Below are 22,823 nucleotides of genomic sequence, written 5' to 3' on the forward strand. Positions count from 1 at the left end.
TATAAACATTCGTTTTACTAATAACAATATCCTGTTTTATACTGTTTTATAACAGTGATATATTTATACTTTGGAAATGTGGTGACATCAGTGAGTTTACAAGGGAAAGCAAATATTTTGATGGTAATAGTTACAATGTTTTGGGGCATCTCCTATACCTTTATGGTAATGGGATTGGAAGTTTTGGAAGCTTATAATGTTGTAGCATTACGTTGTTTAATTGCATTTATAATCGCAGGGTTAATATTTTTACCGAAAATGTTACGTGTGAATATAAAAACGATTCTGTACGCATCCATCCAAGGATTTTTATTATTTTCAGTTTTCGCTTTATCATTATACGGATTAAAAACAACATCTGCTGGAAATGCAGGCTTTATATTGAGCCTAACTGTCGTATTAGTACCGATTATTACTAGCTTAATGGAAAGACGCCTACCATCACGTGCAGTTAGTTTTGCTGTTGTAGCAACAATGATCGGCATTACAATACTGACATTTAATCCGTCTCTCACTTTTCAGATTGGTGATATTTTAGTTGCGATTGCGGCCTTATGTTATTCCATTTACATAATCTTGAATAGCACATTTACAAAAAATGTGGAGTCAATCTCATATGGAGTCTATCAATTAGGTGTTGCAGGTTTGTTTGGAGCATTCTTTACGATGATGTTTGAATCTCCTAAACTCCCTTCTACTTCATCAGGATGGATCGCTATTTTAGGATTAGGTATTATATGTACAGCATTTTGCTTTATTGCACAAGCTGTTGTACAACAATATACTTCTCCGACACATACTGGTCTAATTTTTTCACTGGAGCCAATTTTCGCTGCAATTTTTGCATTGATTTTCCTTGGTGAAGGGTTAACTTCCCAGCTTGTTATAGGCGGTGCCTTTATCTTAATCGGAAATACTGTTGCTCAACTTGAACAATTTATATTTATGAAAAAGTTATCTACAGCACCACACTCTGAAACAATGATATAATATGAAGAGACATAGCAAGAATGCTTGCTTTTGTCTCTTTTTTTTATAATCTATCTATTATTGTTCTATTTTTGCATATAATTTAATATAATCTAAAATGCAACAATCTTTCTGATAGTTCAAAAAAGATAATCAGTTTCAATAATAACAATCTGACGTTATTATTAATAGTAGCAATACTGCGGTATTAGTATTTAAAAGTTGTATTAAAGGAAGTGTTACAATGATTGGACGTAATGACCCATGCCTATGTGGTAGTGGAAAAAAATACAAGAAATGTTGTGAAGGTAAAAATCAAGTAACTTCGCAAAACGTTTTCCAGGAAGAGATCGAAAACGTATTACAAACTTTCTATAGTAATTACCCAGAACGAAAAGATATCCGTGAATTTATGGAGCTAGTTCGAAAATGGGCACCGAAACTTGAAAAAAAATTACACAAAGAGTTAGTAGAAGCTGTTGCATTGGATGAATATTTTTTCCATCAACGACCTGATATTTGGCAAAACTTTTTAGCAAAAACAATGAAAAAGACGCTTCGCCCATCAATGATTGAACTGTTAAAATCATGGGAACAGCCAATTTTCTTCATCGGGACTGTTGAGGAAGTAGAAAACGAGTACTTTACAGCTATTTCTGCATTAGATGGTACGACTTATCAAATTCAACGAGAAAGCCATAAATCGATTCCATTAGGTATGCGCGTATTCGCATTTTTATTACCGGATGGCTCGAACGAAAAGAATCACGTACTAGCTGTATCAACATTGATTTTCTTCCACAAAGAACATGCAATATCATTTGAACAGTTTACAAATGCATTTAAAGCTAGTAAGTTAACTGTCGAACAATTTGCAAAAGAAAACCATCTATTATTATGGGAAGGTTTAGTGGAGAATGGCTATGAAGGCGAAGAGTTTACACCTTTCGAACAGGAAGTAGTGGAACTGCTTAAAGAATTTATGGTGGACAAGGGCATTAACAATGAAGACTTTGTAATGGTTGTAGAAGATTATTTAATTGAAAAACAGCCTTCTGCACGTAAAGCCGGTGCGATCGCTGCCGGTGCTGTACGATTCGGTCAGGAACATGACCTATTTGAACAGAAATTCACTGTTAAAGAAATCGGTGAGAGCTTCAGCGTATCACCATCTTCTTTAAATAAATATTATCAAGAATTAACAGTTTTCTATAAAGAAAAGAAATAATTCAAAAAAGCTACTTTCGAGACGTCGGAAGTAGCTTTTATTTTGCTTTGAATTATACCCTGCTTTCCGGGCGGCGTGGCTCAAAAGCATTTGTATATTGAATTAGGTAATGAGATAAATAGAGGAACGAATTTCCGTTATTTTTAAAATAACATGAAAAACAGTAAAAATAAGGGAAGGAATTTCCGCTATTGACCTAAAATACATGAAAATTTACGGTTTTATTTAAAATAACGGTAAAACGTTCCGTTCCCTTATTTAACCTGAAAATGAGCTACCCCCTTCAAATAACGGTAAAATCTACCCTTATTTTTAGGAGGGCACTAAAGAATGTACTTAATCACGTGGCCTTAGCTCTGTCTTGCCAAAGCCCACAAATCAATTAAGAAAAAGAAAGCAACCCCATGAAATGGTGATGAGTCCAATATTTTCATGATAACCTTATTTTTTAAATATAAGGGTAAAATTACTATTTAAATATAATAAAAAACAATTTGCAAATAGGCTGTTATGCGCAGCTCATTGCAAATTGTTCCTTTCCCTTTTTCATAAAAGGGATAAAAATGAAGAGACTTTTCAACGGAAACCACTCCGTTGATTGGCTTTACCTACTTTGCATAAATCTGTACCAGAGATTTATAATAGGTAAATAAGAAATACTTATTCATTATATCAAAAAAACATTATCATTCAATAGTACGATAGCAACAAAATGTTATTTTTCATAAATTTTCATCATTTCTTGCCCTAGAAATTGAAGTTGTTCCCCAACTGTACAAGACTCGATACAAAAACGATGTGCACCGTGTTTTCCACGTTCCTTACGAAGGTCACGAATGACTAGACAGTCTGAACAATAAGTATCCATTAATTCATCAATGTCTTTCATCACATCCACTTTATTCAATTCATGTACCTCCTTTTAAATATGATTTTCTATTGTACGCTATTTTTAATTATTCTCCAACTTTCAAGTGTTTTGCTATACTAAATATAAGCAAATTAAAAAGGAGCGGTTTTATGCTGGAAGTATATATTGATGGTGCAAGTGCCGGTAATCCTGGACCAAGCGGGATTGGCATTTTTATCAAAGGTGAAGGTCATCATATAAAAATAAGTGAACCAATAGGTATGACGAATAATCACATAGCTGAATTTACTGCGCTAATAAGAGGATTGGAAGAAGCGCTGAAAATTGGTGCTACCTTCGTATCAATGCGCTCGGATTCAAAGATTGTAGTGAGCTCCATTGAAAAAGAATATGTTAAAAATGAAGAATTTAAACCGTTTTTATTGGAAGCACTGTCACTTATTGAACAGTTTGAGCTTTATTTTATAAAATGGATTCCTGATAAAGAAAATAAAGCCGCAGACGCCCTTGCACGTGAAGCAATATTAAAAAATACAGACCAATAATAAAACGATTCATTTATCCAGCTAAGGTGTAAATGAATCGTTTTTTGTACTATTCCGATTGATCTTGAAGTTTTCTATGTGTCATCATATAAATCACTAATACAAAGAAAACTAAAGCCGCTGAACTCATATAAACGGTCTTATAGCCTGCAGCTACTGCTACAACCCCAAAAACATACGAGCCAACTGCTATCCCTATATCGAACAACGTAAAGTACGTAGCTGTTGCATATCCGCTTCGCATAGGTGAAGTAGACTGGATGCATAAAGATTGAAAACTCGTTGTTAATGTCCCATATCCGATCCCTATAAAGATGGCAGACAATAAAAAAGGTATTGCCTGCTGAGCATTGGCAAGTATTACTAAACCAATACTAAAAAGGAAGAACGATGGAATTATAACGTATTTTGCTCCAAATGTATCATAGATTCTCCCTGTAAACGGCCGAACTGCAATCATCGCAACTGCAAACACAGCATAGAAATAACTCGCTACTGTAAGTAAATTTCGTTCTTCTGCATATAACGATAAAAATGACAAAATGCTGGCATACGAAAATGCGATTAAACACGCTATGGCAGCAGTCGGCAATGCTCTTTTTTCAAATAAATCATTAAATGAAAATTTGAATTTACTCCCCTGTACGGGTGTTACATAATTTTCTTCTACCGGTAATGTTAATGCCAGCAAACCGCCAGCCGCAACAAAAGCAGATAACACAATAAACAGCACATTGAAGCTTGCGTATTGGATAATAAGTAACCCGATAAATGGCCCGAATACTACTGCCAAATTCGTTGACATTGTAAAATAGCCTAAGCCTGTTCCTTTACGTTTAGCAGGAATAATATCTGCTGCCAACGAGCCCGATGCTGTTGTAGCAATACTAAACCATATTCCTTGGAAAAATCTTAGTGCCAGCAATAAAATAAATGGCTTAAAGAAAATATATAGTATAGTGCACGCTAAATAAAAAGCTAGACTGACTATAAGCAGCCTCTTCTTCCCAAACACTTCTAGTAATTTCCCGCAAAACGGTCTGACAATTATTGCCGAGATTAAAAATACTGTAACGAGTAATCCTGAATCATCATCCGATTTCCCCAGCACGCCGATTGCATATAGCGGCAAAGTCGTAATTAAACCGTAAAATACAAAGAATACCGCCATATTCGTAAAAAATAAGCTAATAAATTGTTTAGTAAAAATTTTGTTCTGTTGATTTTGTTGCTCCATTTCCATTAACCTTCTATCTTTTTAAGTATTCCCTTTAGGAGTTCCTGATCTTCGTATGTTAACTTTTTCTCTATTTCCTGTTCAAACGATCGAACAGACGCTTCAATGGGCGGAAACTGTTCCAATCCTTTCTTTGTTAAGAAAATCATTTTTTCGCGCTTATCCATCGCATACAGTCTTTCAACCCAGCCTAGAGATTCCAAACGATTAACCGTTCTTGTCACAGTTGGTGCTTCCACATTTAAATATTTCCAGATTGAAGTGAGTGACATTGGTCCATTTTGGTGCAGCAAATAGAGGATTGACCATTGTGAACTATAAAGACCATGTGGTTTTAATACTTCATTTAATTTATTGACTAAATAACGATTTTGTTGAAAAAACATGTGAAATAACTCATTCAACATATTTACCCCCGATTTATTTACCTAATTAAATAGTTTACTCATATGTTACGCCTATGTAAACATTATGTAAAGTAAGATTAAAAAAAAGCATTTAAACTATTTTACTAGCTTAAATGCTTCAAATTATATTTTATGGTGCTCACGAATATTTATTAGTGCACCAATAGCACCTGAAAATCCGCAATCTTGTAAAAATATCGGTTTATGCTTTTTTAAAATAGTATAATGCTCTATTACCTTTTTTAGCTGTATGTTGTCTATTAATGTCGAACCAATATATACAATATGATCCGTATTATGTTGCTCTGCTAGCTGTATGCTTAAAGTTGAGATTACTTCGCCAATCAGTCCTTGAGTTGTTGCCAAAACATCATTTTGGTCAAATTCACGTTGCTCTGTAATACCAACTTTACCGAAGTTGCTAGCTGTTAAATTTCCGTCGATCGGTGTATCCATTCCTTGGTATATATCCTTCACAAGTAAATCGATTCCATCACGGCTACCTTCAAAAGCATTAGATTTAATCTCATCAAAATCAGAAATACCTGTCATAATTGTGGCAAGTCCAATTAACGTACCCCCACCTACACCAGTACCTCCAACACGCTGATGGGAATTCCCATCCATATAATGAATTGATGTCCCCGTACCGATATTGGTAATAATACTTTGAGAGATGGAATGACCTTCTTTTTCCAGTAAATAGCGCACACCTTTTAATGTTGCTTCAAACTCCACAATATATTGAATCGATTTCATCGTTTTTAAAACATCTCGTAATTGCTCAGTACGGCCTCCTGTCAAGCCGATTTCTTCTACTTGAGGATGTTTTTCCAACCATTCTCTAACTAAATGCATTTCATTAGATGGAAAGACTGTCAATGTAAGCTCCTGCTGATCATTCATATAGGCAAGCTTTGTCAACGTACCCCCTGTATCAATTCCAATCCATGTTGACATAAAATAATCTCCTTTATCATTCCAACGAGTAATTCGTACTACCCTATCATAACTTAATGGACTTCTGCAATAAAGAAAAATTCTCCTACTATCGGAGAATTTATTATACTTGAATTATATCCTTTTCGATTAAAGCACGTTTATGAAACTCTTCAACAAATACATGTTCATACTTGCGCAATAAGCGTAAAATTTTTGCCTCGTAGGAATGCGTAGATTCTTCTACTAAATGGAATTTAGCGATAATCTCTTCTTTTTTCAATAGATTTGTTAAGGTCATCACTTCTGTTTTTGGTAATGCCACATTGTGCAGCTTTAAAATTTTGGACATAGACCTAAGTGGTGTACGTGAAATTAATATTTTGCCCATTGCATCTTGTGAAATTTGCTGCAACAGCTGTTTTGCCTGCTCATTTGGCTTAATACTGATTCTTTCTATTGTTGTAACTTCCCCATCTTCATTTTGTTGTTCCACTGTATAAACTGTAAAAGGAAGTTCATCTCGAAATGTTTGCATGGATTGTATATGTACTTGCTCGTCCTCTACTTTGCAATATGTAGTCGAAATCACTAATTCATATGTTGTTTCAAGCATGCGTAAATTCGTTAATACTAATAAAAAATCGTCTGTTTGCTGCTGTTCAATCAATTTTTCCCCGTCGACTTCCATAAAGATTGAAAGAAGACTAGCTGCATCTGCTAAAGCGCGATGCTGTGTTTCATTTTCCAAACCGAGCTCTGCCATTAATCCACCTAATGACGGTTGCTCTTTTATACCTTTAGCAATCATATACTTTTGTTGAAAATCAATCATTGGATATAGACAATCATTTTTTATGTAATTGCGTGAAAGCTCCTCTTCTAGCACTTTCCGATCAAATTCCCCGAATGTCAAAAATATATAATCCTGTTTACACCAGCGTTTGAATTTATAAAACGCTTCTTTAAATGACGGCGCATCCAGTAATTGTTCTGTTGTAATACCCGTTAATTTTTGAATATGTACATTTAGCCTTTTAAACTTGTATGGTTGGATTAACTGTGTAAAAGTTTCGGTCGTACCATCAGGCAACCATTTAACTGCACCTATTTCGATAATATATTGCTTCCCTCGAATCAGGGCGGCTTCTATATCTATACTTATATATGTTTTTGTTCTTCCCAAATTTTTCACCTACTATTTTAATAACCGATCCTATTCAAAAGAAAATAATGCTCTTTCTATTGTATATGAAAAAACAGCGTCTGACACGGTATGTTCGTATATTCTGCATTAATAATGCTAAAAGATAAAAAACATGTATTTTATGTTGGTAGATTATCTATCTCCCATAATAAAATTTCTTCTATATTAATAGATTTCGTCTCACGGATTTAATAATTCCTGAGTAAACTTTGCCTTCACCTTTTCCCACTCTTCTGCAACTATGCTATACATGACAGTATGGCGAATTGTCCCTTCTTTTCGAATCATATGATTGCGCAAAATCCCTTCTTTCACTGCGCCAATTCGTTCAATTGCTTGTTGTGAACGAATATTTTCATGACCTGTTTTAATCTGAATTCGGTTCAACTGGAGTTCCTCAAAGCCGTACTGAAGCAATAAAAACTTACAATTTGTATTAATTGCTGAACGCCACACACTTGGTTGGTACCATGTTGAACCTATTTCCACTCGTTTATGAGGGAGTGATATATCAAGAAAAGACGTACAGCCAACGATCCTATTCGTTTTCTTTTCTATTACAACAAAAGTATAGGTAATACCTTTTTCACGATCTGCGATAGCATTTTTTACATAGCTTTCCACCGACGCAAGATCAAGTAAACTAACCGACATATGCTCCCAAATCCGCTCATCGTTAGCGGCTTTACTTATGCCTTCGATATCCCCGATTTCAATAGGTCTTAATAAGACAATGTCATTTTCTAAAAGAATATTTTTCATAGGATCTACCTTCCTTTTCGGGGATCTAGATTTCTGCAATTTTAAACAATTGCTCATCAAAATCGAATATTTCATTTTTCTGTATCGTGTCTTTAAATAACTGTGTAACTAACTTGGCAGCTGCCATAATGTCGGAGCTGTCTGTTGTTGACGGATAGCTCCTCTTTAGTTGTTTTACAAAGTCTTCTTCTAACGTATGATATGCCTTAAATTGATGTAACTTCTTTTGTTCATTTAATATTTGGACAGTTAAAGTAAGCTCTCGCAGCATCTCCAGCATTTTCATAGCAAAGATGTCATTTCCACGCTGAAGCTCAATGCGCAACTTTCTTAAATAATAGGCAAACTCAAAAGCTATATCGAATTTTTTTATATAAGGCTGTTCTAGCTTCTGAAAATTTTCGTGTTCCTCTAGCATTTTCGGCAGTACTTCCCCGTTACGATCAAATATTAACTTCCATAAAGGTGATTTTACGTTTAAAAATGAAGTTGGTAATACTGAAATATTCATCTCTAAACCGTTTTCGTAAAAAGGAATGAGCAAAAAAATTTGATCACTGAACTTGCCTTCTTTAATGAAAAATGACCCCAAATTTTGTAGCTCGGTCTTAATTAAATCTTTAGCTACATCCACTTGTTCTGTAGTTGCTACCATTAAATCAATATCGGAAAATTGATCACTGTAGCCTATCGTTCCTGAACCTAGTTGAATAATTCCTTCTACCTCATTAATCGCCTGTATTTTTATAATAACGTCTTGAAAATACCGCTCTCTATCAGTTTCCATATACATATAGCTGTACTTCTATTTTAATTTTCAATTTCAACTATTTGGAACGCCCTGAAAAATTTCCCGAACAAATTCGGCGAACTTTTCATCTACCTCAATACAAGAGCCTTTAATTTTAAATATTCAAATAAATTTTCGCACAGAAAGCTTACTTACACAATGTTAATTGAAAAAATACCCATTCCCCCTTTTTAAATCCTAATAAAATGGCCCCAGCAAATTTGAACTGGGTGCCTTTTTCTTTACATATTTTCCGGAGATTGCACCCCTAACAGTCTCATACCATCCTTCAAAACTGTTGCCACAGCAAAGCATAATACTAAACGGCTTTCCAACTTTTCATCTTCAACTAATATTTTTGTATGAGCATAATATTTATTAAATACTCGTGCTAATTGCAGTACATATTTCGCCACTATGGAAGGATCCGCCTGCTCAAGGCTATCTGAAATAACCTGTGGATATTGCTGGAGCAGCAAAACGATTCCCCAAGCTGATTCCTCCAGCTCCTTTACCGTTACTTCTTCATTAAGCGTTAATTGAACTTTCTTTAAAATGGAACAAATACGAGCATGCGTATATTGCACATATGGCCCTGTTTCCCCTTCAAAATTCAACATTTGCTGTAATGAAAACTCAATATCATTTAAACGATAATTTTTTAAATCATTAAATATAACTGCACCAATTCCAACCTGCTCGGCAATCTCCTGCTTATTTCGTAAACTCGGATTTTTCTCTTCAATATTTTTAGAGGCCGTTTCCACTGCTTCCTTTAATACATCTTTTAGAAGAATCACTCTACCTTTACGTGTAGACATCTTTTTGCCGTCTTTAAGCATCATGCCAAATGGGACGTGCTGTAAATTTTTTGACCATGAATAGCCCATTTTCTCAATAACATTAAATACTTGTTTAAAATGTAGTGTTTGTTCATTTCCTACTACATAAAAGATTTTTGATGGCTTATAGTTTGCCTGTCTATAAAAGGCAGCTGCTAAATCCCGTGTTGCATATAATGTGGCCCCATCTTGCTTCGTAATTAAGCAAGGAGGCATATCTTCTAGAAGGACGACATTCGCACCATCCGATTGTGTTAGTAACTGCTTATCTTTTAATTCATCGACAATTGCCTGCATTTTGTCATTATAAAAAGCTTCTCCTTCATATGCATCAAATCGAATATTAAGTTGGTCATAAATTTGCATAAACTCCTGTAAAGAAGCGTGTTTAAACCAATTCCATAATTCTAATGCGCTTTGTTCATTTTCTTCCAGTGCTTTAAAGGCGGCTCTTGCTTGATCATTTAATTCTTCATGTATTTCCGCTTCGTCATGGAACTTTACATATAACTTTAAAAGTTCCTCAATCGGTGCAGCTTCCACTTGTTCTTTTTTGCCCCATAGTCGGTATGCGACAATTAACTTTCCGAATTGTGTTCCCCAATCACCTAAATGATTGACACGTATCACTTCATAGCCATTTTTCTCCGCTATGTTTGCAAGTGCATTCCCAATTACGGTAGAACGTAAATGTCCCATTGAAAATGGCTTGGCAATGTTAGGTGATGAAAAATCGATTACAATATTTTCATTATTACCTTGTTTTTGACCATACGTTTCCTTTACTAATGTAATTTCTCCTAATACCTCTTTTGTTATTTCTAGTTTATTTACAAATAAATTAATATAGCCGCCAACAACTTGAACCTTTTGAATAAACGGATCGTTAATGTTGCTGCCTATTCCTTCTGCAATGACATTCGGTGATTTTTTGAATTTCTTTGCCAATGTAAAGCATGGAAACGCGACATCTCCTAGCTGTTCATACTTCGGTTTTTCTAATAACGTTTCGATTTCAATTAATGTGAAATCATGTTCTACTGCCTGCAATAAAATTTCTGCAATTTTTCTGTTCATCAGCTATTCCCCTCCAATATAAAAAGCCCTCGTCTCCAATATTAGAGACGAGAGCGAGGAATCCCGTGGTACCACTCTAGTTGCCACAAAATTGTGACCACTTTCCATTGCTAACGAGGTGACTCCCCGGCTTCCGTACTTCATTTCAGGTTGCTTCTCCAAAGTGCGTTTCATTTACATATTTTGCACCAGGCTTTCACCTTCCCTGGCTCGCTAATCAAAATTTATGTAAATTACTGTCTTTTTCATCGAATTTAATTTATAGAATTATATCCATTAACTCAATGCGGTGTCAATCTAAATTTGTACTATTCAGATTAATATACACCTCAAGGGAATGGTACAATGATCCACCCAAGTAAAAATATACTAAAGAAGAATATTGTTAAAAACAGAATAATCCCTAATGCCCATACACCTAAAAAACGTGATTTCTTTGAAAAGATGGCCGGCCAAGCAAATATAAAGCCAATTCCTAAAATAAGGCTGAAATACTCAAATAAAATAGAATCATTTGTTAGCATACTTATATTTAGTAATAATAATGTGAAAAGCCCACTAGCAACCGAAATCCATCCTGCAATTACCGGTATTTGCAGCTTCTTTAATTTGTCCAGTTCCATAATTTCACCTCACCTAACTTAATTTTACGGATTAAGTTTATATCCTCTAGTTTTTCAATTTCATTTTTGGGTCCTGTTACAACTACCCCATAGGTTTTAATCCCGTTTTTATTAATGTAGTCAATTCGCTCAGCCAGTTCTAAATTTTTATGGCTCGATACCTTTGTAGCTAAGTCCTCATATTGCACAATATAGTTTAATATATCAATAAACACCTGCTCATTACTGTAAGCATCTCTAAAAGGTGACCAAGTCGTATTATCGACCTGTACGGGATAACCGATTGGTGATACGACATCGCCATCTTTACTCAGATTTTTCTCCTCTACACCCGTATCAACTGCCGCCCAAACAACATCTACATTCCGAAAGCTGCTTCGGATTTCATCGACTGTATGCAAATCATGGAAGGAAATATAAGCCTCCACAACCGTTTCATCCGGCAAACCTCTTAAAACTTCCCACTCCCTCCACGTATCTACCTCAGATTGATTTTTAGGATGTGTGAGCCACGGACTTGTTTCATTTGGGTTTTTCCTTTGGACACGCTCCAATTGGGAACTCACTTCTTTTTTCGTTAAATTCCCTAGTGTATAGCGCATATCGTAATTATTAACTTTATAATCTTCCTTCCCTATACGCTTATACTGGTCAAACTGCAGCTGCATCGAAAATGGGAAAAATTCCATATCAAATTCTATTTCCTCAAGCGATGTATTCGGCTCCGTCACATATAAAGTTTGACTCGTGACATCCATTAAAGTTGTCGATTTTGTACCAAATGCATAATAAAGAAAAGTAAAAATATAGCTGACAGGAAGAATCATTAAAATAATGGTAATGGTTCCTACCATCAAATTCATTTTAGAAAGTGAAACAGAACGTCTCATCTGTTGATTTAGCTTTTGTTGCTGCGAATCGGACAATTGCTGTTTTTTTGAGTTCGCAATTAATTTTTCATACTCATCCATTTTTAATGCCCCCCTTTTCGATAATAGATCTCATTTTTTTTCGCCCTCTTAACAAATGACTTTTTAGCGTATTAAGCTTCAAGTCCAAAATTTCTGCTGCCTGTTCATTCGTACAATCCTGTACATCACATAACAAAATCGCCTGCTTTTCAATTGGTGTCAGTTGGTCCAATAAATTTAAAAGAGTTGTAAAACTGTCCTCCTGCATATAAATCGTCTCAGGTGTTGCATGATCGATGCGTACAATCTCCTCATACGGCTCACTACGTTTTTCTTTGCGGCAATAATCGATATACGTGTAATATGCGACTTTAAAGAGCCAAGGCTTGAGTTCTTTAATCGGCTGAGCAAGTAATGTTACATGGGCTTTATAAAATGTATCCTGCAATAAATCCTCAGCCGTCTGCGTATGGCGGCAAAGAGAGAATAAATAATTGTATAAATCTTTTACATACAACGAATAGATTTGTTCCAGCTTCATTACTTCCCACCTTTCACTCTATCCTCGATTAATTGCACAATAAAGTTGCAGTTTATTGTAAAATATTTCTATTAATTTGCCTCATCACCATAACATGGGGTTGCTTTTCTAATAAAATCCCACTTGATTGGTGGGCTACGGCAAAACAGCTCTAAAGCCACGTGACGTGTCTTTATCACTGCCTTTATTGCCGTTTGCGAGGCCCACCAATCCCAAAATTTTGCCCTCGTTATAAAGTGAAGTAAAAAACACCTAATCAAGCCGCTTGCGCTATCGCGAGGCGGAAGAGAGCGGAAATGCTATGTTTTATATCTTCATTTTTTGCAGAAATTTACTTTATCCCAAGTAGAGTGACACGGAGCGGAGGGTGAGCCGCCAAAATACTCACTTCAACGAAAAGAGTTGTGCGAAGTGTAGGGGCGGACTCCTTGGCGATTAAGCGTGCGCGGAAAATAGTTGCTCCTGTCGCTGCCGCTTTCGTCGCAAAGCTTTTGAAAAAAGCTTTGGAGCCGCGCCGCCCGGAAAGCCTGCCCCGGAACGTAGTACAACGGACGCGAGCTTCAAAAACACTTGCTTCAACGCGTTTTCCCCATAGCGTAGCAGAACGGACTTAATTAGAAAATATTATTTTTCAATTTTGTCATCCCCAACTTATGGTGATGAACCATAAAAATGGAATCAAAAATCCTCATCTATGATAATAACAAATTTTTTCCCATGCAAAAGGTCTCAAGAGAAAAACTCTCGAGACCATTAGCAGGAATAAGTTGGTTTAAGTTCATTGATTCGAATTGATAACTAATCATGGTAGATAGTTTATTTCACTTTATTTAAAGTGACGAATAAGTTGATTGTAATGGAGGGACCGTGACTCCACCGGGAACAGCACGCGCGGAAGATCCACTAAATTGTGCCTGCCGTTGTAGGCACAATTTAGTTAGCTGGAGCCGTGCCCGGGGAAAGCATCGGTCCCGGAATGGAAATCAACAGTTCAAGGTTAATGTAAATTTTAAACAACACTTTTTAAGAATTTATCTAAAATCTCAGGGCACCCTCCAAAAAAGAAGGCACCCTTAAATCAGCTTTATATCATAATAAATTCTCTATCTATTTAATGGAATCCCCAGTATCTCCTCATTATGTGTCCCTGACTTCACACCGGTTGCTGTATAAGTTGCTTTAAAAATATCGGACTTAATCGGGCAGGCCATTTGCTTTTGTGTAGTACCATCTGGCTTTGCCACATCTACAAACATTTCGCGTTCTACGAAAAGTGGATGGTTTACTGCTTCTTCAAAGCTTAAAACCGGCTCTACACAAGCATCTACTTGCGTGAAAATCGTTTGCCATTCATTAAACGTTTTCTGTAAAAATACTTGTTGCAGCTGCTCTTTTAACTTCCCATCATCAGCTGGCTTAAAACTCATCGCCAATGGAAGCAAATCCGGACGGTCAATCGCCTCGCATAACTGCTTTCTGAATTTCGGCTCGAGACTGCCAACAGAAATGTGGCGGCCATCCATCGTTTCATAATAGCCATAAAACGAGCCACCGTTTAACAACAGTTCTTCACGCTGAAGTGGTTTTCCTTGTACTAAGTAATCCTGTGCAAATAACGCATTTAACGTTAAAGCACAATCCGTCATGCTAATATCAAGATGTTGCCCGATTCCAGTACGGTTCCGGTAAATGACAGACGATAAAATGCCGATTACAGCATGCAATGACCCACCTGCCAAATCAGCCACCTGAATGCCTAAATTTGCAGGGCCACCTTCTTTTGTCCCCGAATAGCCTTGGATACCCGACATCGACACATAGTTAATATCATGTCCAGCCCGATCGCGGTATGGACCTGTCTGGCCGTAACCGGTAATGGAACAATAAATTATCCTTGGATTCACTTCTTTAAGCACTTCGTAACCTAGACCAAGGCGTGTCATAACACCTGGTCGGAATTGTTCAACGACAATATCGTATTCCTTTACAAGTTCTTTTAACGAAGCGATTATTTCCGGGGATTTCAAATCAACAGCTATTGATTTTTTAGAACGCTGTAAATAATCATCTTTGTCCCATTGCTTTCCGTCTTCTGCAGGTTTTGTGACATGCAAAACTTCTGCTCCGAGATCCGCCAACATCATTGTTGCAAATGGGCCAGGCAGCATTGAGGAGAAATCCAATATTTTCAATCCTTGTAAAAGCATCGTACTATCATCCTTTCATTATCCGAGTCATTTTGAGTTCCACTAAAAAGCAGGGCCGTAATGAAAGATAAACTTTCAAAACGGCCGCACATTTGTCAGAGCTATTGATTTGTTACTGGCTTCAAAAAATTGGCAGGGCGTTTTTCAAAGAATGCACGGATGCCTTCTTCTACCTCACCAGTTGTAAATGTTTTTGCAAAAGCTTCCCGTTCAACTAATAATCCTTGTTCTAACGGTAATTCCTCTGCAGCTAAAATACTTTCTTTTATTAGCCCAATTGCCCCTACTGCACTTTGAGCTAAAGTTGTCGCTAATGAGATTGCTTTTTCTTCTACCTCTTCAGGTGATACCGCTTCTGTAATTAAGCCAATCGCTGCCGCTTGTTCCGCCTTTAAACGTTTGCTTAAATACATTAACTCCCGCGCTTTCGCTCCACCTACTAATCTCGTCATACGCTGCGTCCCACCAGCACCCGGCAACAGACCTAACGACGCTTCTGTTAATCCAATTGTGCCTTGACCCATTATACGAAAATCACAAGCTAGCACGAATTCACAGCCACCACCTAAAGCATGGCCATTAATAGCTGCAATGGTTGGTACTCTCAATGCTTCTAAACGATTGAAAATATTCTGCACATGTTTTGAGCTTTCTGCAATATTCGCGCTTCCTTCTGTGGCTCCCATTGAACCTAAATCGGCACCTGCAATAAAGATTTTCGGATTCGCTGATTTAAACACCATCGCACGGATTGCCTGATTATTTTCAACTTCTTCTAGCAGTTGCAGTAAATCACGTTGAATTCCTGCACTTAATGTATTGGCTGGCGGATTATTAATCGTTACGACATGTACACCATAGTCCAACTCTTCTACCGTCATTGTTTCAAGATTCATCTATATTCCTCCTTACCTCGGGGCCATACGAATTGCTCCATCGAGTCGAATCGTTTCACCGTTTAACATTGGATTTTCAAAAATAGCTTTTACTAAATGAGCAAATTCAGTAGCATCACCTAAACGTTGTGGGAAAGGAACTTGCTTGCCTAAAGCATCTTTTAGTTCCTGTGGTGCTCTCCCCATTAACGGTGTATTGAAAATCCCCGGTGCAATCGTCATGACACGAATACCATAGCTTGCTAAATCCCTTGCTATCGGTAAAGTCATCCCTACAATTCCGCTTTTCGACGCAGAATAAGCAGCCTGACCGATTTGCCCATCGAATGCAGCTACAGAAGCAGTGTTAACAATGACACCGCGCTCTCCATCATCATTCGTTTCATTTGTCATCATGGCAGCCGCCGCTAAACGAATCACATTAAATGTGCCAACTAAATTAACTTGTATAATATAGTTAAATTCATCTAACGGAAATACGCCTTTTTTGCCAACGACACGTGTTGACGTACCTAGACCTGCACAGTTGACAACACCTTGAATTGATCCATATTTTTCTACAGCACCATTAATCGCCTGTTGTACATCTTCTTCGTTCACAACGTTCGTTTTGAAAAATAGGCCATTTAGTTCCTCTGCGATTGCTTGCCCCTTTTCTTCATTTAAGTCCAATATAACAGGATAACCACCTGCAGCTGCAATCGTGCGTGCAGTAGCTTCACCTAATCCCGATCCACCACCGGTAATAATAAATGCCTTTTGGTCAAAATTCATTTTTTATCCACTCCTCGTTCCTGTTCAATAATTAACCCATTTGTCATTGCTTGGCCAACGCTAATCGCGATTAGTCCATAACGACATTATCTGCGTTCTAGTTCATGTACTGAAGCTGTAGCTAAACTATATGAACCCCAACCAAGTAGTTTTAATTAGGCAGTACATTTTTATCTAAATCTTTTAAAGCCGTTTTGAGGATTTTACCTGTTCCGGATTTCGGGATTTCTTCGATAAAGCTTACATAATCCGGTACTTTGTATTCGGCTAACTTTTCTTTGCAGTAGTCTCGAACTGCTTCTTCTGTTAGCTCGGCGTCCTTCGATACGACATAGGCAACCGTTTTTTCACCGAATACCGGGTCGGGCCTTCCGATGACAGAGCATTCTACTATAGCCGGGTGCTGATATAAAAGCTCTTCTAATTCCCTAGGGTAAATATTAAATCCGCCTCGAATAATAATGTCTTTTTTACGGTCTACAATGAAGTGATAGCCTTCCTCATCACGGTACGCCAAGTCACCTGTATACAGCCAGCCATCTTTAATAGCATTCGCTGTCTCATCCGGTTTTTTGTAGTAGCCCTTCATCATGTTTGGACCTCTAAATAGGATTTCTCCTACTTCATGATTTACAACCTCATTACCTTCAGGATCTACCAATTTCAAATCAATTCCCGGTAACGGCATACCGACAGAATTTACTTTCTTCGGTAAGCTTCGATGCGTTGTCATAAGCATCACCGTGCTTTCTGTTAAACCGTACCCTTCAGAAATACTTACACCGAAAGATTCATTCGTTTTATGCAATAGCTCTGCTGGTAAGCTTGCTCCACCAGAACCGGCAGTACGTAGTTTTGAGAAATCCAGTTGCTCCACTACTTGAGGAACTTGGGCAAAAAACGCATACATTGTTGGAACACCTAGGAATATCGTAATTTCATATTCGGCAATCGCTTTTAACGTTTCAACAGGATGGAAGCGTTCCTCTAAATAGATCGTACAGCCATGAGCGATAGGCGCCAAGAAACCTTGAAGCTTTGCATACGCATGGAATAATGGCAATACACAAAGAACCCGATCACTTGGCACAAACTGATTGTAGACAGCAGCAGTAATAGCCATCCAGTTTAAGTTCCCATGGGTAATCATGGCACCTTTCGGATTACCGGTTGTACCAGACGTATAAATAATTTGTGCTACATCAGATTCATGAAGTGGGGTGATTTCGGAAATAGGGGAAGATGTCTCCAGTTGATGCCATGATAAAAATCGGTCATCTTCTGTATCGCTGTAATTAATAATCTTTCCGACTGTTTTGAATTGGGCCATTGCGTTTTCTACTACTGGCTTGGATGCGTCTTCTATAATCAATAGTTCAACATCGGCGTCATTTACGATATAGGTCACTTCTTGTTCCTTGAAGGTGGGATTGATCGGAACAACCGTAGCCCCATTTGCTAAAATAGCAAAATACGTAATGATGTACTCAGGACGGTTTGTCATCATTAGCGCAACATTCGTCCCTTTTTTGACACCTTGATCTTTTAAACCGCCTGCAATATTGTAAACTTTATCTTGTAATTCTTTATAAGTAAGTCGAGCTCTTTTGAAGTGGATAACAGGTTGATTTGGCAAACGAGAAGTTGTTGAAGTAAGCAATTCAACAATGTTCATAATGTAACCTCCTACTTTCAATTTATAAATCATAGGAAAGGAGGAATCCTCCTCTCCTTAAGAGCGCTTTCTTTAAATTAAATACTTACCTTAGAACTAATTACTTCTTGAGACACATTTACAATGACATCCTCAGGAATTCGGAAGCTTAGTGAAGACGGGTCATTTTGAACAGCCGGTACAAGATGCGGAATCTCAGCTGCATCGATATTAAACTCGTCAAAGCTTGCAGGTAAATTGACAGCATTTCGTAATTCAACAATTACATTAATGCACTCATCCAATGTTTCCTGCGGATTTGCCTCATTCGGAACTACTCCTAACGCAGGGGCAAATGCATTAATTTTCGGTAAATACACGCCAGACAGGTTTTTCATTACACTTGGCATTAACACAGCATTTGCTAAACCGTGTGGAATGCCGTATCTCGCACCATACGTATGCGCTATATTGTGGATCGGAATATTAGCCATTGCTGATTGGAAACTTGTGATTGCCATTGCACTTGCCTGAAGCATATTCGCACGTGCTGCAACGTTTTTCCCTTCATGCACTGCTGTTGTTAAATTTGCGACAATGATTTTAGCAGCATGCAGGGCAAACGCATCCGAAAAATTCGTCGCTTTTGTTGAGAAAAATCCTTCCACTGCATGTGTTAATGCATCCATACCAGTAAAAGCGGTTACTCTTGGCGGTAAACCAACCGTTAAATCCGGATCTAAAACGGCAATATCAGAAGTTAAATACGGATTCATTAAATTGCATTTTAAGTTCAGCATTTCATTGAATACTACTGAAATGCTAGAGATTTCAGCACCCGTTCCGGCAGTTGTCGGAATCGAAATATGCGGAATCCCTAACGGCTTGGCATTTGGCCAAACTTCCAAAACATTCCCCGTCAGCACATATTCCACCTGATTCACCTTATTATAGAGGGCCCATTTCACTGTTTTAGCTGTATCTAAAACACTTCCCCCGCCAATCGCAATAATGGAGTCACCATTACATTCTTTGAAATACTTTAAGCCTCTATTAATATTGCTCGATTTAGCATCTTGCTGAATATCATCAAATACACCAGCAAGCTTTATGCCCGGTACCATATCAAATAAGCTCTTAATTTTTTGCGTTAAGCCTGCATCCGTTAACCCTTTGTCAGAAAATAATACAGGGCGTTTTCCGCCTAACCCTTGAATTAAATCCGGCACTAAAACGTGTGAACCTGCGCCGCTTCGGATTTCAGGGCGATGAGTGAATTCAAAATAGGAAGTTGTTTTCATCAAATCTCTCCATTCTTTTTGTTAATCAATTTCTCCTTGGCGTAATCTGATTAGAAAATTAAACCTAAAGCCGGGCGCTGTGAATTTTCAGTCGTTAATGACGTACAAATATTTTTCAGCTCTGTGTAGTCATCAAATACTTGAGCTCCTTGCTCACGACCAACTCCACTTTGCTTATAGCCACCAAATGGAGCATCTGTACGGAAAATATGCCAGTCATTAATCCAAATTGTTCCGGCCTTAATTTTCGTCGCAATTTCATTTGCTTTTGTCACATCACGTCCCCAAACGCCGCCTGTTAATCCGTATTCTGTATCATTTGCGATAGCAATTGCCTCTTCTTCTGTTGAATATTTAATGACAGAAAGAACTGGACCGAAAATTTCTTCTCGTGCAATTTTCATATCATTCGTAACATCCGCAAAGATTGTCGGCTCGATAAAGAAACCATTCTCCAGTCCCGGCTCTGTTGCACGTTTACCACCACAAACAAGTCTTGCTCCCTCATCGATGCCTGATTGAATATAATCAAGAATTTTATTCATTTGTGATTCAGAAATGACTGGTCCCATTCCTGTAGCCATATCAAGCGGTTGACCGAGTTTAATCTTCTTGCTCGTTTCAGCTAGCTGATGAACGACGATATCATAAATGGACTCATGGACAATTAAACGTGTACTCGCTTCACATACCTGACCTGAATGGAAAAATACTCCGAGCAGAATTCCTGGAATCGCAACCTCAAGATCAACATCTGGAAGCACAATTGCAGGAGCCTTGCCTCCAAGTTCAAGCGTAACTTTCTTCACTGTACCTGCAGCTTGCGCCATAATTTTCCGACCTACTTCTGTAGACCCAGTAAACGCCACCTTCGACACATCCGGATGGGTTACAAGTGCATCACCTACTTCAGCCCCTGGACCTGTTACGACATTGATAACCCCCGGTGGAATACCCGCTTCAACTGCCAGCTGGGCAAGCTTTAATGTACCTAATGGTGTATTTGAAGCCGGCTTAATAATGATGGAGTTCCCCATTGCAATGGCCGGTGCAATTTTCCACATTGCTAATACTAATGGGAAGTTAAATGGCGTAATAGCCGCAACTACCCCTAGTGGCTCGCGAACAAGCAAACTGCGATTTGCCCCTAATTGTTCATTAACTGGCAGTGCAGTTACCGCTTCATATTTCAGAGATAAATCCGCCGTCTGTGTAAGAGACAGTATTAACTGACGGATATCCGCCCCTCCTAGTTTACGCAGAGTCGCTCCGGTACTAATGCCTTCCAAAAAGATGATTTCCTGTGCGTGCTGTCTTACCTTCCCCGCAAATTGCATCATAATTTGGGCACGTTCTGCCTGAGTTTTCCCTGACCAAACACCGGATTCAAACACTTCTTTCGCATTTTGAACTGCCATGTTCACATCGTCGGCATTTCCTTTTGAAACTTTCGCTACTACTTCTGATGTCGCCGGATTGATTACATCAAAGAATTCACCTGAAGCTGATGGTGTCCATTCACCATTAATAAACTGTGGAAAAATCTTTACTTGTACTTCTGTCGTCATCTTTCATCCCCCTTTAAATAAAAAACGATATTCAGTAATGCCTCTTGCCTGAATCTTTTACACTTCTTCAAAAATAACTTCTGTATCGTAGATTTCTTCCAATGTTTTTCCTTTTGCACGTGAAAGAACCATTAATCGCGCCTGCAATTGTTTCATCGCAAACTCCATTGATTTTCCTGCTTCAATTCCAAGGCTTGTTACTGTTTCGCCTTCTTTTCGTTCTGTTAGCATCATTGCAATCGGTAACAGCTCCTGAAGTCTTTGCTGTACACGTTCAAACAAATCCAGTTCAGGATTTTCACTAATCAAACGCTGAATAAGGAAGGTACCAAAGCCGATATGGCGTCCTTCGTCACGCTTTACATTTCGAATTCCTGAAATAAACCCTGGGAACAGATTGACCTTTGATAATGCTTCATGGAAGAACCAGTAACCTGTTTCAGCTAATACGCCTTCTGCAAAAATATTGTAAGTAACCGCTGCATCTACCATCGCTTCAGGTGATTGATCGTCAATTAACTTCCCCATAACATCCGGCAATGTTTCATCAAATAACTTGCGATAGCCTGGAGATAGTAAATGCGTCAAATCTTCGGTAACACCGATTTCTTCCAAGAACAGACTGAAAAACTCAGCATGCTTTGCTTCTTCAAAAAGGAATGTCGTTAAATAAGACTCTTCTTCAAACCAGCCCTTTTTGGAAACTGCCATAATCATTGGCAGGATATCTTGTGTTACCGCTTCTTCGCCACCAATGAATTGAGCAAATTGCGTCAAAACCTCTAATTGTTGCTCTTCCGATAGCTTCTTCCAGTCTTCCTTATCTTGGCTAAAATCGATATCTACCGGATTCCAAATACCGAATTTCTTCGCCTTTTGATACAAATTGTACGGAAGTGAATTTTTGTTAATTTGCTGTTTTGTCGTAACATATTCTCTCATTGCTTTGTCCCCCTTAAATTTATGTTTTGATGCATTCTATTAAAAACGCATAAAAAATAGAGATTTTCACTGTAAATTAGTAGTTACCACACCAACTTTTACGAAATGAATCTCTCTGTCTGTCTAAGAAGCCTAAATTAAAGCCTTTATTTCTTAATTTCGAAAAACGCTTTTACTTTTACTTCTGCATCTTCATTTATTGCTTCAGCCTCACAAATCCAGCGATCATCCTTTTCATCGACAACCCGGCCTTGCACCGTTATTTTCTCACCTGGTCTTGTCATCGCTTTAAATCGTGCTGTAAATTTTCTCAGATCCTTCGCCTCAAACCATTGTCCAATTGCCTGACCGACGAAGCCCATAACTAACATGCCATGTGCAATGACCCCACCTAAACCAGCTGCTTCCCCATAAGGTACAACGGTATGGATTTGGTTGAAATCTCCGGATGCGCCTGCATATCGAACAAGCTGTGTATGCGTTATTTCTTCCTTTTGTAAAGGTTCAAGTGTATAGCCGATCTCCATAGAAT

Annotated in this window: 22 protein-coding genes and 1 other annotated feature; of the genes, 3 read left to right on the top strand and 19 right to left on the bottom strand. The window is 37.9% G+C overall.

The window, feature by feature from the left end; translation table 11 throughout:
• Window positions 1–90: 90 nt before the first annotated feature.
• Window positions 91–990: a DMT family transporter gene (locus H9635_RS06625; RefSeq protein ID WP_191699355.1), complete on the top strand. Its 900-nt coding sequence runs from the start codon at window positions 91–93 to the stop codon at window positions 988–990.
• Window positions 991–1,213: 223 nt separating this feature from the next.
• The gene (locus tag H9635_RS06630; RefSeq protein WP_191699356.1) at window positions 1,214–2,197 is read left to right on the top strand and encodes an SEC-C metal-binding domain-containing protein; all 984 of its coding nucleotides are present in this window, start codon (window positions 1,214–1,216) and stop codon (window positions 2,195–2,197) included.
• Window positions 2,198–2,912: 715 nt separating this feature from the next.
• Here H9635_RS06630 and H9635_RS06635 read toward each other — a convergent pair.
• Window positions 2,913–3,104 (bottom strand): zinc-finger domain-containing protein, encoded by a 192-nt coding sequence (locus H9635_RS06635; RefSeq protein WP_191699357.1) that lies wholly within the window; start codon window positions 3,102–3,104, stop codon window positions 2,913–2,915.
• Between the two features lie 113 nt (window positions 3,105–3,217).
• Here H9635_RS06635 and H9635_RS06640 point away from each other — a divergent pair, with 113 nt between their 5' ends.
• On the top strand, window positions 3,218–3,613 hold the full coding sequence (locus tag H9635_RS06640) for a ribonuclease HI family protein (protein ID WP_191699358.1): 396 nt from the start codon (window positions 3,218–3,220) through the stop codon (window positions 3,611–3,613).
• Window positions 3,614–3,662: 49 nt separating this feature from the next.
• Here the strand turns inward: H9635_RS06640 and H9635_RS06645 are convergent, their stop codons facing one another.
• From H9635_RS06645 to H9635_RS06730, 18 genes are all read right to left on the bottom strand, one after another.
• Entirely contained in the window at window positions 3,663–4,850 is a 1,188-nt protein-coding gene (locus H9635_RS06645; protein WP_191699359.1) for an MFS transporter, read from the bottom strand.
• A 5-nt stretch (window positions 4,851–4,855) separates the two neighbouring features.
• The gene (locus H9635_RS06650; RefSeq protein ID WP_191699360.1) at window positions 4,856–5,254 is read right to left on the bottom strand and encodes a MarR family winged helix-turn-helix transcriptional regulator; all 399 of its coding nucleotides are present in this window, start codon (window positions 5,252–5,254) and stop codon (window positions 4,856–4,858) included.
• Window positions 5,255–5,380: 126 nt separating this feature from the next.
• Window positions 5,381–6,217, bottom strand: a complete 837-nt coding sequence (gene coaW / locus H9635_RS06655) for a type II pantothenate kinase (RefSeq protein ID WP_191699361.1) — start codon at window positions 6,215–6,217, stop codon at window positions 5,381–5,383.
• A gap of 103 nt (window positions 6,218–6,320) precedes the next feature.
• Window positions 6,321–7,382: a 3'-5' exonuclease gene (locus H9635_RS06660; protein WP_191699362.1), complete on the bottom strand. Its 1,062-nt coding sequence runs from the start codon at window positions 7,380–7,382 to the stop codon at window positions 6,321–6,323.
• Between the two features lie 201 nt (window positions 7,383–7,583).
• On the bottom strand, window positions 7,584–8,165 hold the full coding sequence (locus H9635_RS06665) for a GNAT family N-acetyltransferase (protein WP_191699363.1): 582 nt from the start codon (window positions 8,163–8,165) through the stop codon (window positions 7,584–7,586).
• A 25-nt stretch (window positions 8,166–8,190) separates the two neighbouring features.
• Window positions 8,191–8,952, bottom strand: coding sequence for a hypothetical protein (locus H9635_RS06670; protein ID WP_191699364.1), 762 nt, complete (start codon window positions 8,950–8,952; stop codon window positions 8,191–8,193).
• Window positions 8,953–9,197: 245 nt separating this feature from the next.
• Window positions 9,198–10,874 carry an arginine--tRNA ligase gene (gene argS, locus H9635_RS06675; protein ID WP_191699365.1) on the bottom strand — a complete coding sequence of 559 codons (1,677 nt, stop codon included), beginning with the start codon at window positions 10,872–10,874 and terminating at the stop codon, window positions 9,198–9,200.
• Between the two features lie 40 nt (window positions 10,875–10,914).
• Window positions 10,915–11,132: a binding site (T-box leader), on the bottom strand.
• Between the two features lie 71 nt (window positions 11,133–11,203).
• Window positions 11,204–11,497: a hypothetical protein gene (locus H9635_RS06680; RefSeq protein WP_191699366.1), complete on the bottom strand. Its 294-nt coding sequence runs from the start codon at window positions 11,495–11,497 to the stop codon at window positions 11,204–11,206.
• Window positions 11,479–12,468, bottom strand: coding sequence for an anti-sigma factor (locus H9635_RS06685; protein ID WP_191699367.1), 990 nt, complete (start codon window positions 12,466–12,468; stop codon window positions 11,479–11,481). Before H9635_RS06685 ends, H9635_RS06680 begins: the two co-directional genes overlap by 19 nt.
• Window positions 12,461–12,949, bottom strand: coding sequence for a sigma-70 family RNA polymerase sigma factor (locus H9635_RS06690; protein ID WP_191699368.1), 489 nt, complete (start codon window positions 12,947–12,949; stop codon window positions 12,461–12,463). The genes H9635_RS06685 and H9635_RS06690 overlap by 8 nt, the downstream gene beginning before the upstream one ends.
• Window positions 12,950–14,052: 1,103 nt before the next feature.
• Entirely contained in the window at window positions 14,053–15,156 is a 1,104-nt protein-coding gene (locus H9635_RS06695; protein ID WP_191699369.1) for a CaiB/BaiF CoA transferase family protein, read from the bottom strand.
• 101 nt (window positions 15,157–15,257) lie between these two features.
• Window positions 15,258–16,052: an enoyl-CoA hydratase/isomerase family protein gene (locus tag H9635_RS06700; RefSeq protein WP_191699370.1), complete on the bottom strand. Its 795-nt coding sequence runs from the start codon at window positions 16,050–16,052 to the stop codon at window positions 15,258–15,260.
• Window positions 16,053–16,064: 12 nt separating this feature from the next.
• Complete coding sequence (locus H9635_RS06705; RefSeq protein ID WP_191699371.1) at window positions 16,065–16,826, bottom strand: 3-hydroxyacyl-CoA dehydrogenase; 762 nt, start codon at window positions 16,824–16,826, stop codon at window positions 16,065–16,067.
• A 151-nt stretch (window positions 16,827–16,977) separates the two neighbouring features.
• Complete coding sequence (locus tag H9635_RS06710) at window positions 16,978–18,501, bottom strand: class I adenylate-forming enzyme family protein (protein ID WP_191699372.1); 1,524 nt, start codon at window positions 18,499–18,501, stop codon at window positions 16,978–16,980.
• A 77-nt stretch (window positions 18,502–18,578) separates the two neighbouring features.
• Window positions 18,579–19,781, bottom strand: coding sequence for an iron-containing alcohol dehydrogenase (locus H9635_RS06715; protein WP_191699373.1), 1,203 nt, complete (start codon window positions 19,779–19,781; stop codon window positions 18,579–18,581).
• Window positions 19,782–19,831: 50 nt separating this feature from the next.
• Entirely contained in the window at window positions 19,832–21,349 is a 1,518-nt protein-coding gene (locus H9635_RS06720; protein ID WP_191699374.1) for an aldehyde dehydrogenase family protein, read from the bottom strand.
• A 57-nt stretch (window positions 21,350–21,406) separates the two neighbouring features.
• The gene (locus H9635_RS06725; RefSeq protein ID WP_191699375.1) at window positions 21,407–22,291 is read right to left on the bottom strand and encodes a R2-like ligand-binding oxidase; all 885 of its coding nucleotides are present in this window, start codon (window positions 22,289–22,291) and stop codon (window positions 21,407–21,409) included.
• A gap of 146 nt (window positions 22,292–22,437) precedes the next feature.
• A complete protein-coding gene (locus H9635_RS06730) occupies window positions 22,438–22,818 on the bottom strand; it encodes a MaoC/PaaZ C-terminal domain-containing protein (protein ID WP_191699376.1) in 381 nt (126 codons plus the stop codon).
• Window positions 22,819–22,823 lie beyond the last annotated feature (5 nt).

The organism is Solibacillus faecavium (assembly GCF_014836905.1).
GTDB lineage: Bacteria > Bacillota > Bacilli > Bacillales_A > Planococcaceae > Solibacillus > Solibacillus faecavium.

Excerpts from the sequence above, each read along its gene's own strand:
- coaW (WP_191699361.1), bottom strand. The coding sequence starts at position 6,217 with ATGTCAACATGGATTGGAATTGATACAGGGGGTACGTTGACAAAGCTT.
- H9635_RS06630 (WP_191699356.1), top strand. The coding sequence starts at position 1,214 with ATGATTGGACGTAATGACCCATGCCTATGTGGTAGTGGAAAAAAATAC.
- H9635_RS06720 (WP_191699374.1), bottom strand. The coding sequence starts at position 21,349 with ATGACGACAGAAGTACAAGTAAAGATTTTTCCACAGTTTATTAATGGT.
- H9635_RS06730 (WP_191699376.1), bottom strand. The coding sequence starts at position 22,818 with ATGGAGATCGGCTATACACTTGAACCTTTACAAAAGGAAGAAATAACG.
- argS (WP_191699365.1), bottom strand. The coding sequence starts at position 10,874 with ATGAACAGAAAAATTGCAGAAATTTTATTGCAGGCAGTAGAACATGAT.
- H9635_RS06690 (WP_191699368.1), bottom strand. The coding sequence starts at position 12,949 with ATGAAGCTGGAACAAATCTATTCGTTGTATGTAAAAGATTTATACAAT.
- H9635_RS06705 (WP_191699371.1), bottom strand. The coding sequence starts at position 16,826 with ATGAATTTTGACCAAAAGGCATTTATTATTACCGGTGGTGGATCGGGA.
- H9635_RS06710 (WP_191699372.1), bottom strand. The coding sequence starts at position 18,501 with ATGAACATTGTTGAATTGCTTACTTCAACAACTTCTCGTTTGCCAAAT.
- H9635_RS06725 (WP_191699375.1), bottom strand. The coding sequence starts at position 22,291 with ATGAGAGAATATGTTACGACAAAACAGCAAATTAACAAAAATTCACTT.
- H9635_RS06645 (WP_191699359.1), bottom strand. The coding sequence starts at position 4,850 with ATGGAGCAACAAAATCAACAGAACAAAATTTTTACTAAACAATTTATT.
- H9635_RS06700 (WP_191699370.1), bottom strand. The coding sequence starts at position 16,052 with ATGAATCTTGAAACAATGACGGTAGAAGAGTTGGACTATGGTGTACAT.
- H9635_RS06695 (WP_191699369.1), bottom strand. The coding sequence starts at position 15,156 with ATGCTTTTACAAGGATTGAAAATATTGGATTTCTCCTCAATGCTGCCT.
- H9635_RS06670 (WP_191699364.1), bottom strand. The coding sequence starts at position 8,952 with ATGGAAACTGATAGAGAGCGGTATTTTCAAGACGTTATTATAAAAATA.
- H9635_RS06680 (WP_191699366.1), bottom strand. The coding sequence starts at position 11,497 with ATGGAACTGGACAAATTAAAGAAGCTGCAAATACCGGTAATTGCAGGA.
- H9635_RS06640 (WP_191699358.1), top strand. The coding sequence starts at position 3,218 with ATGCTGGAAGTATATATTGATGGTGCAAGTGCCGGTAATCCTGGACCA.
- H9635_RS06715 (WP_191699373.1), bottom strand. The coding sequence starts at position 19,781 with ATGAAAACAACTTCCTATTTTGAATTCACTCATCGCCCTGAAATCCGA.
- H9635_RS06665 (WP_191699363.1), bottom strand. The coding sequence starts at position 8,165 with ATGAAAAATATTCTTTTAGAAAATGACATTGTCTTATTAAGACCTATT.
- H9635_RS06685 (WP_191699367.1), bottom strand. The coding sequence starts at position 12,468 with ATGGATGAGTATGAAAAATTAATTGCGAACTCAAAAAAACAGCAATTG.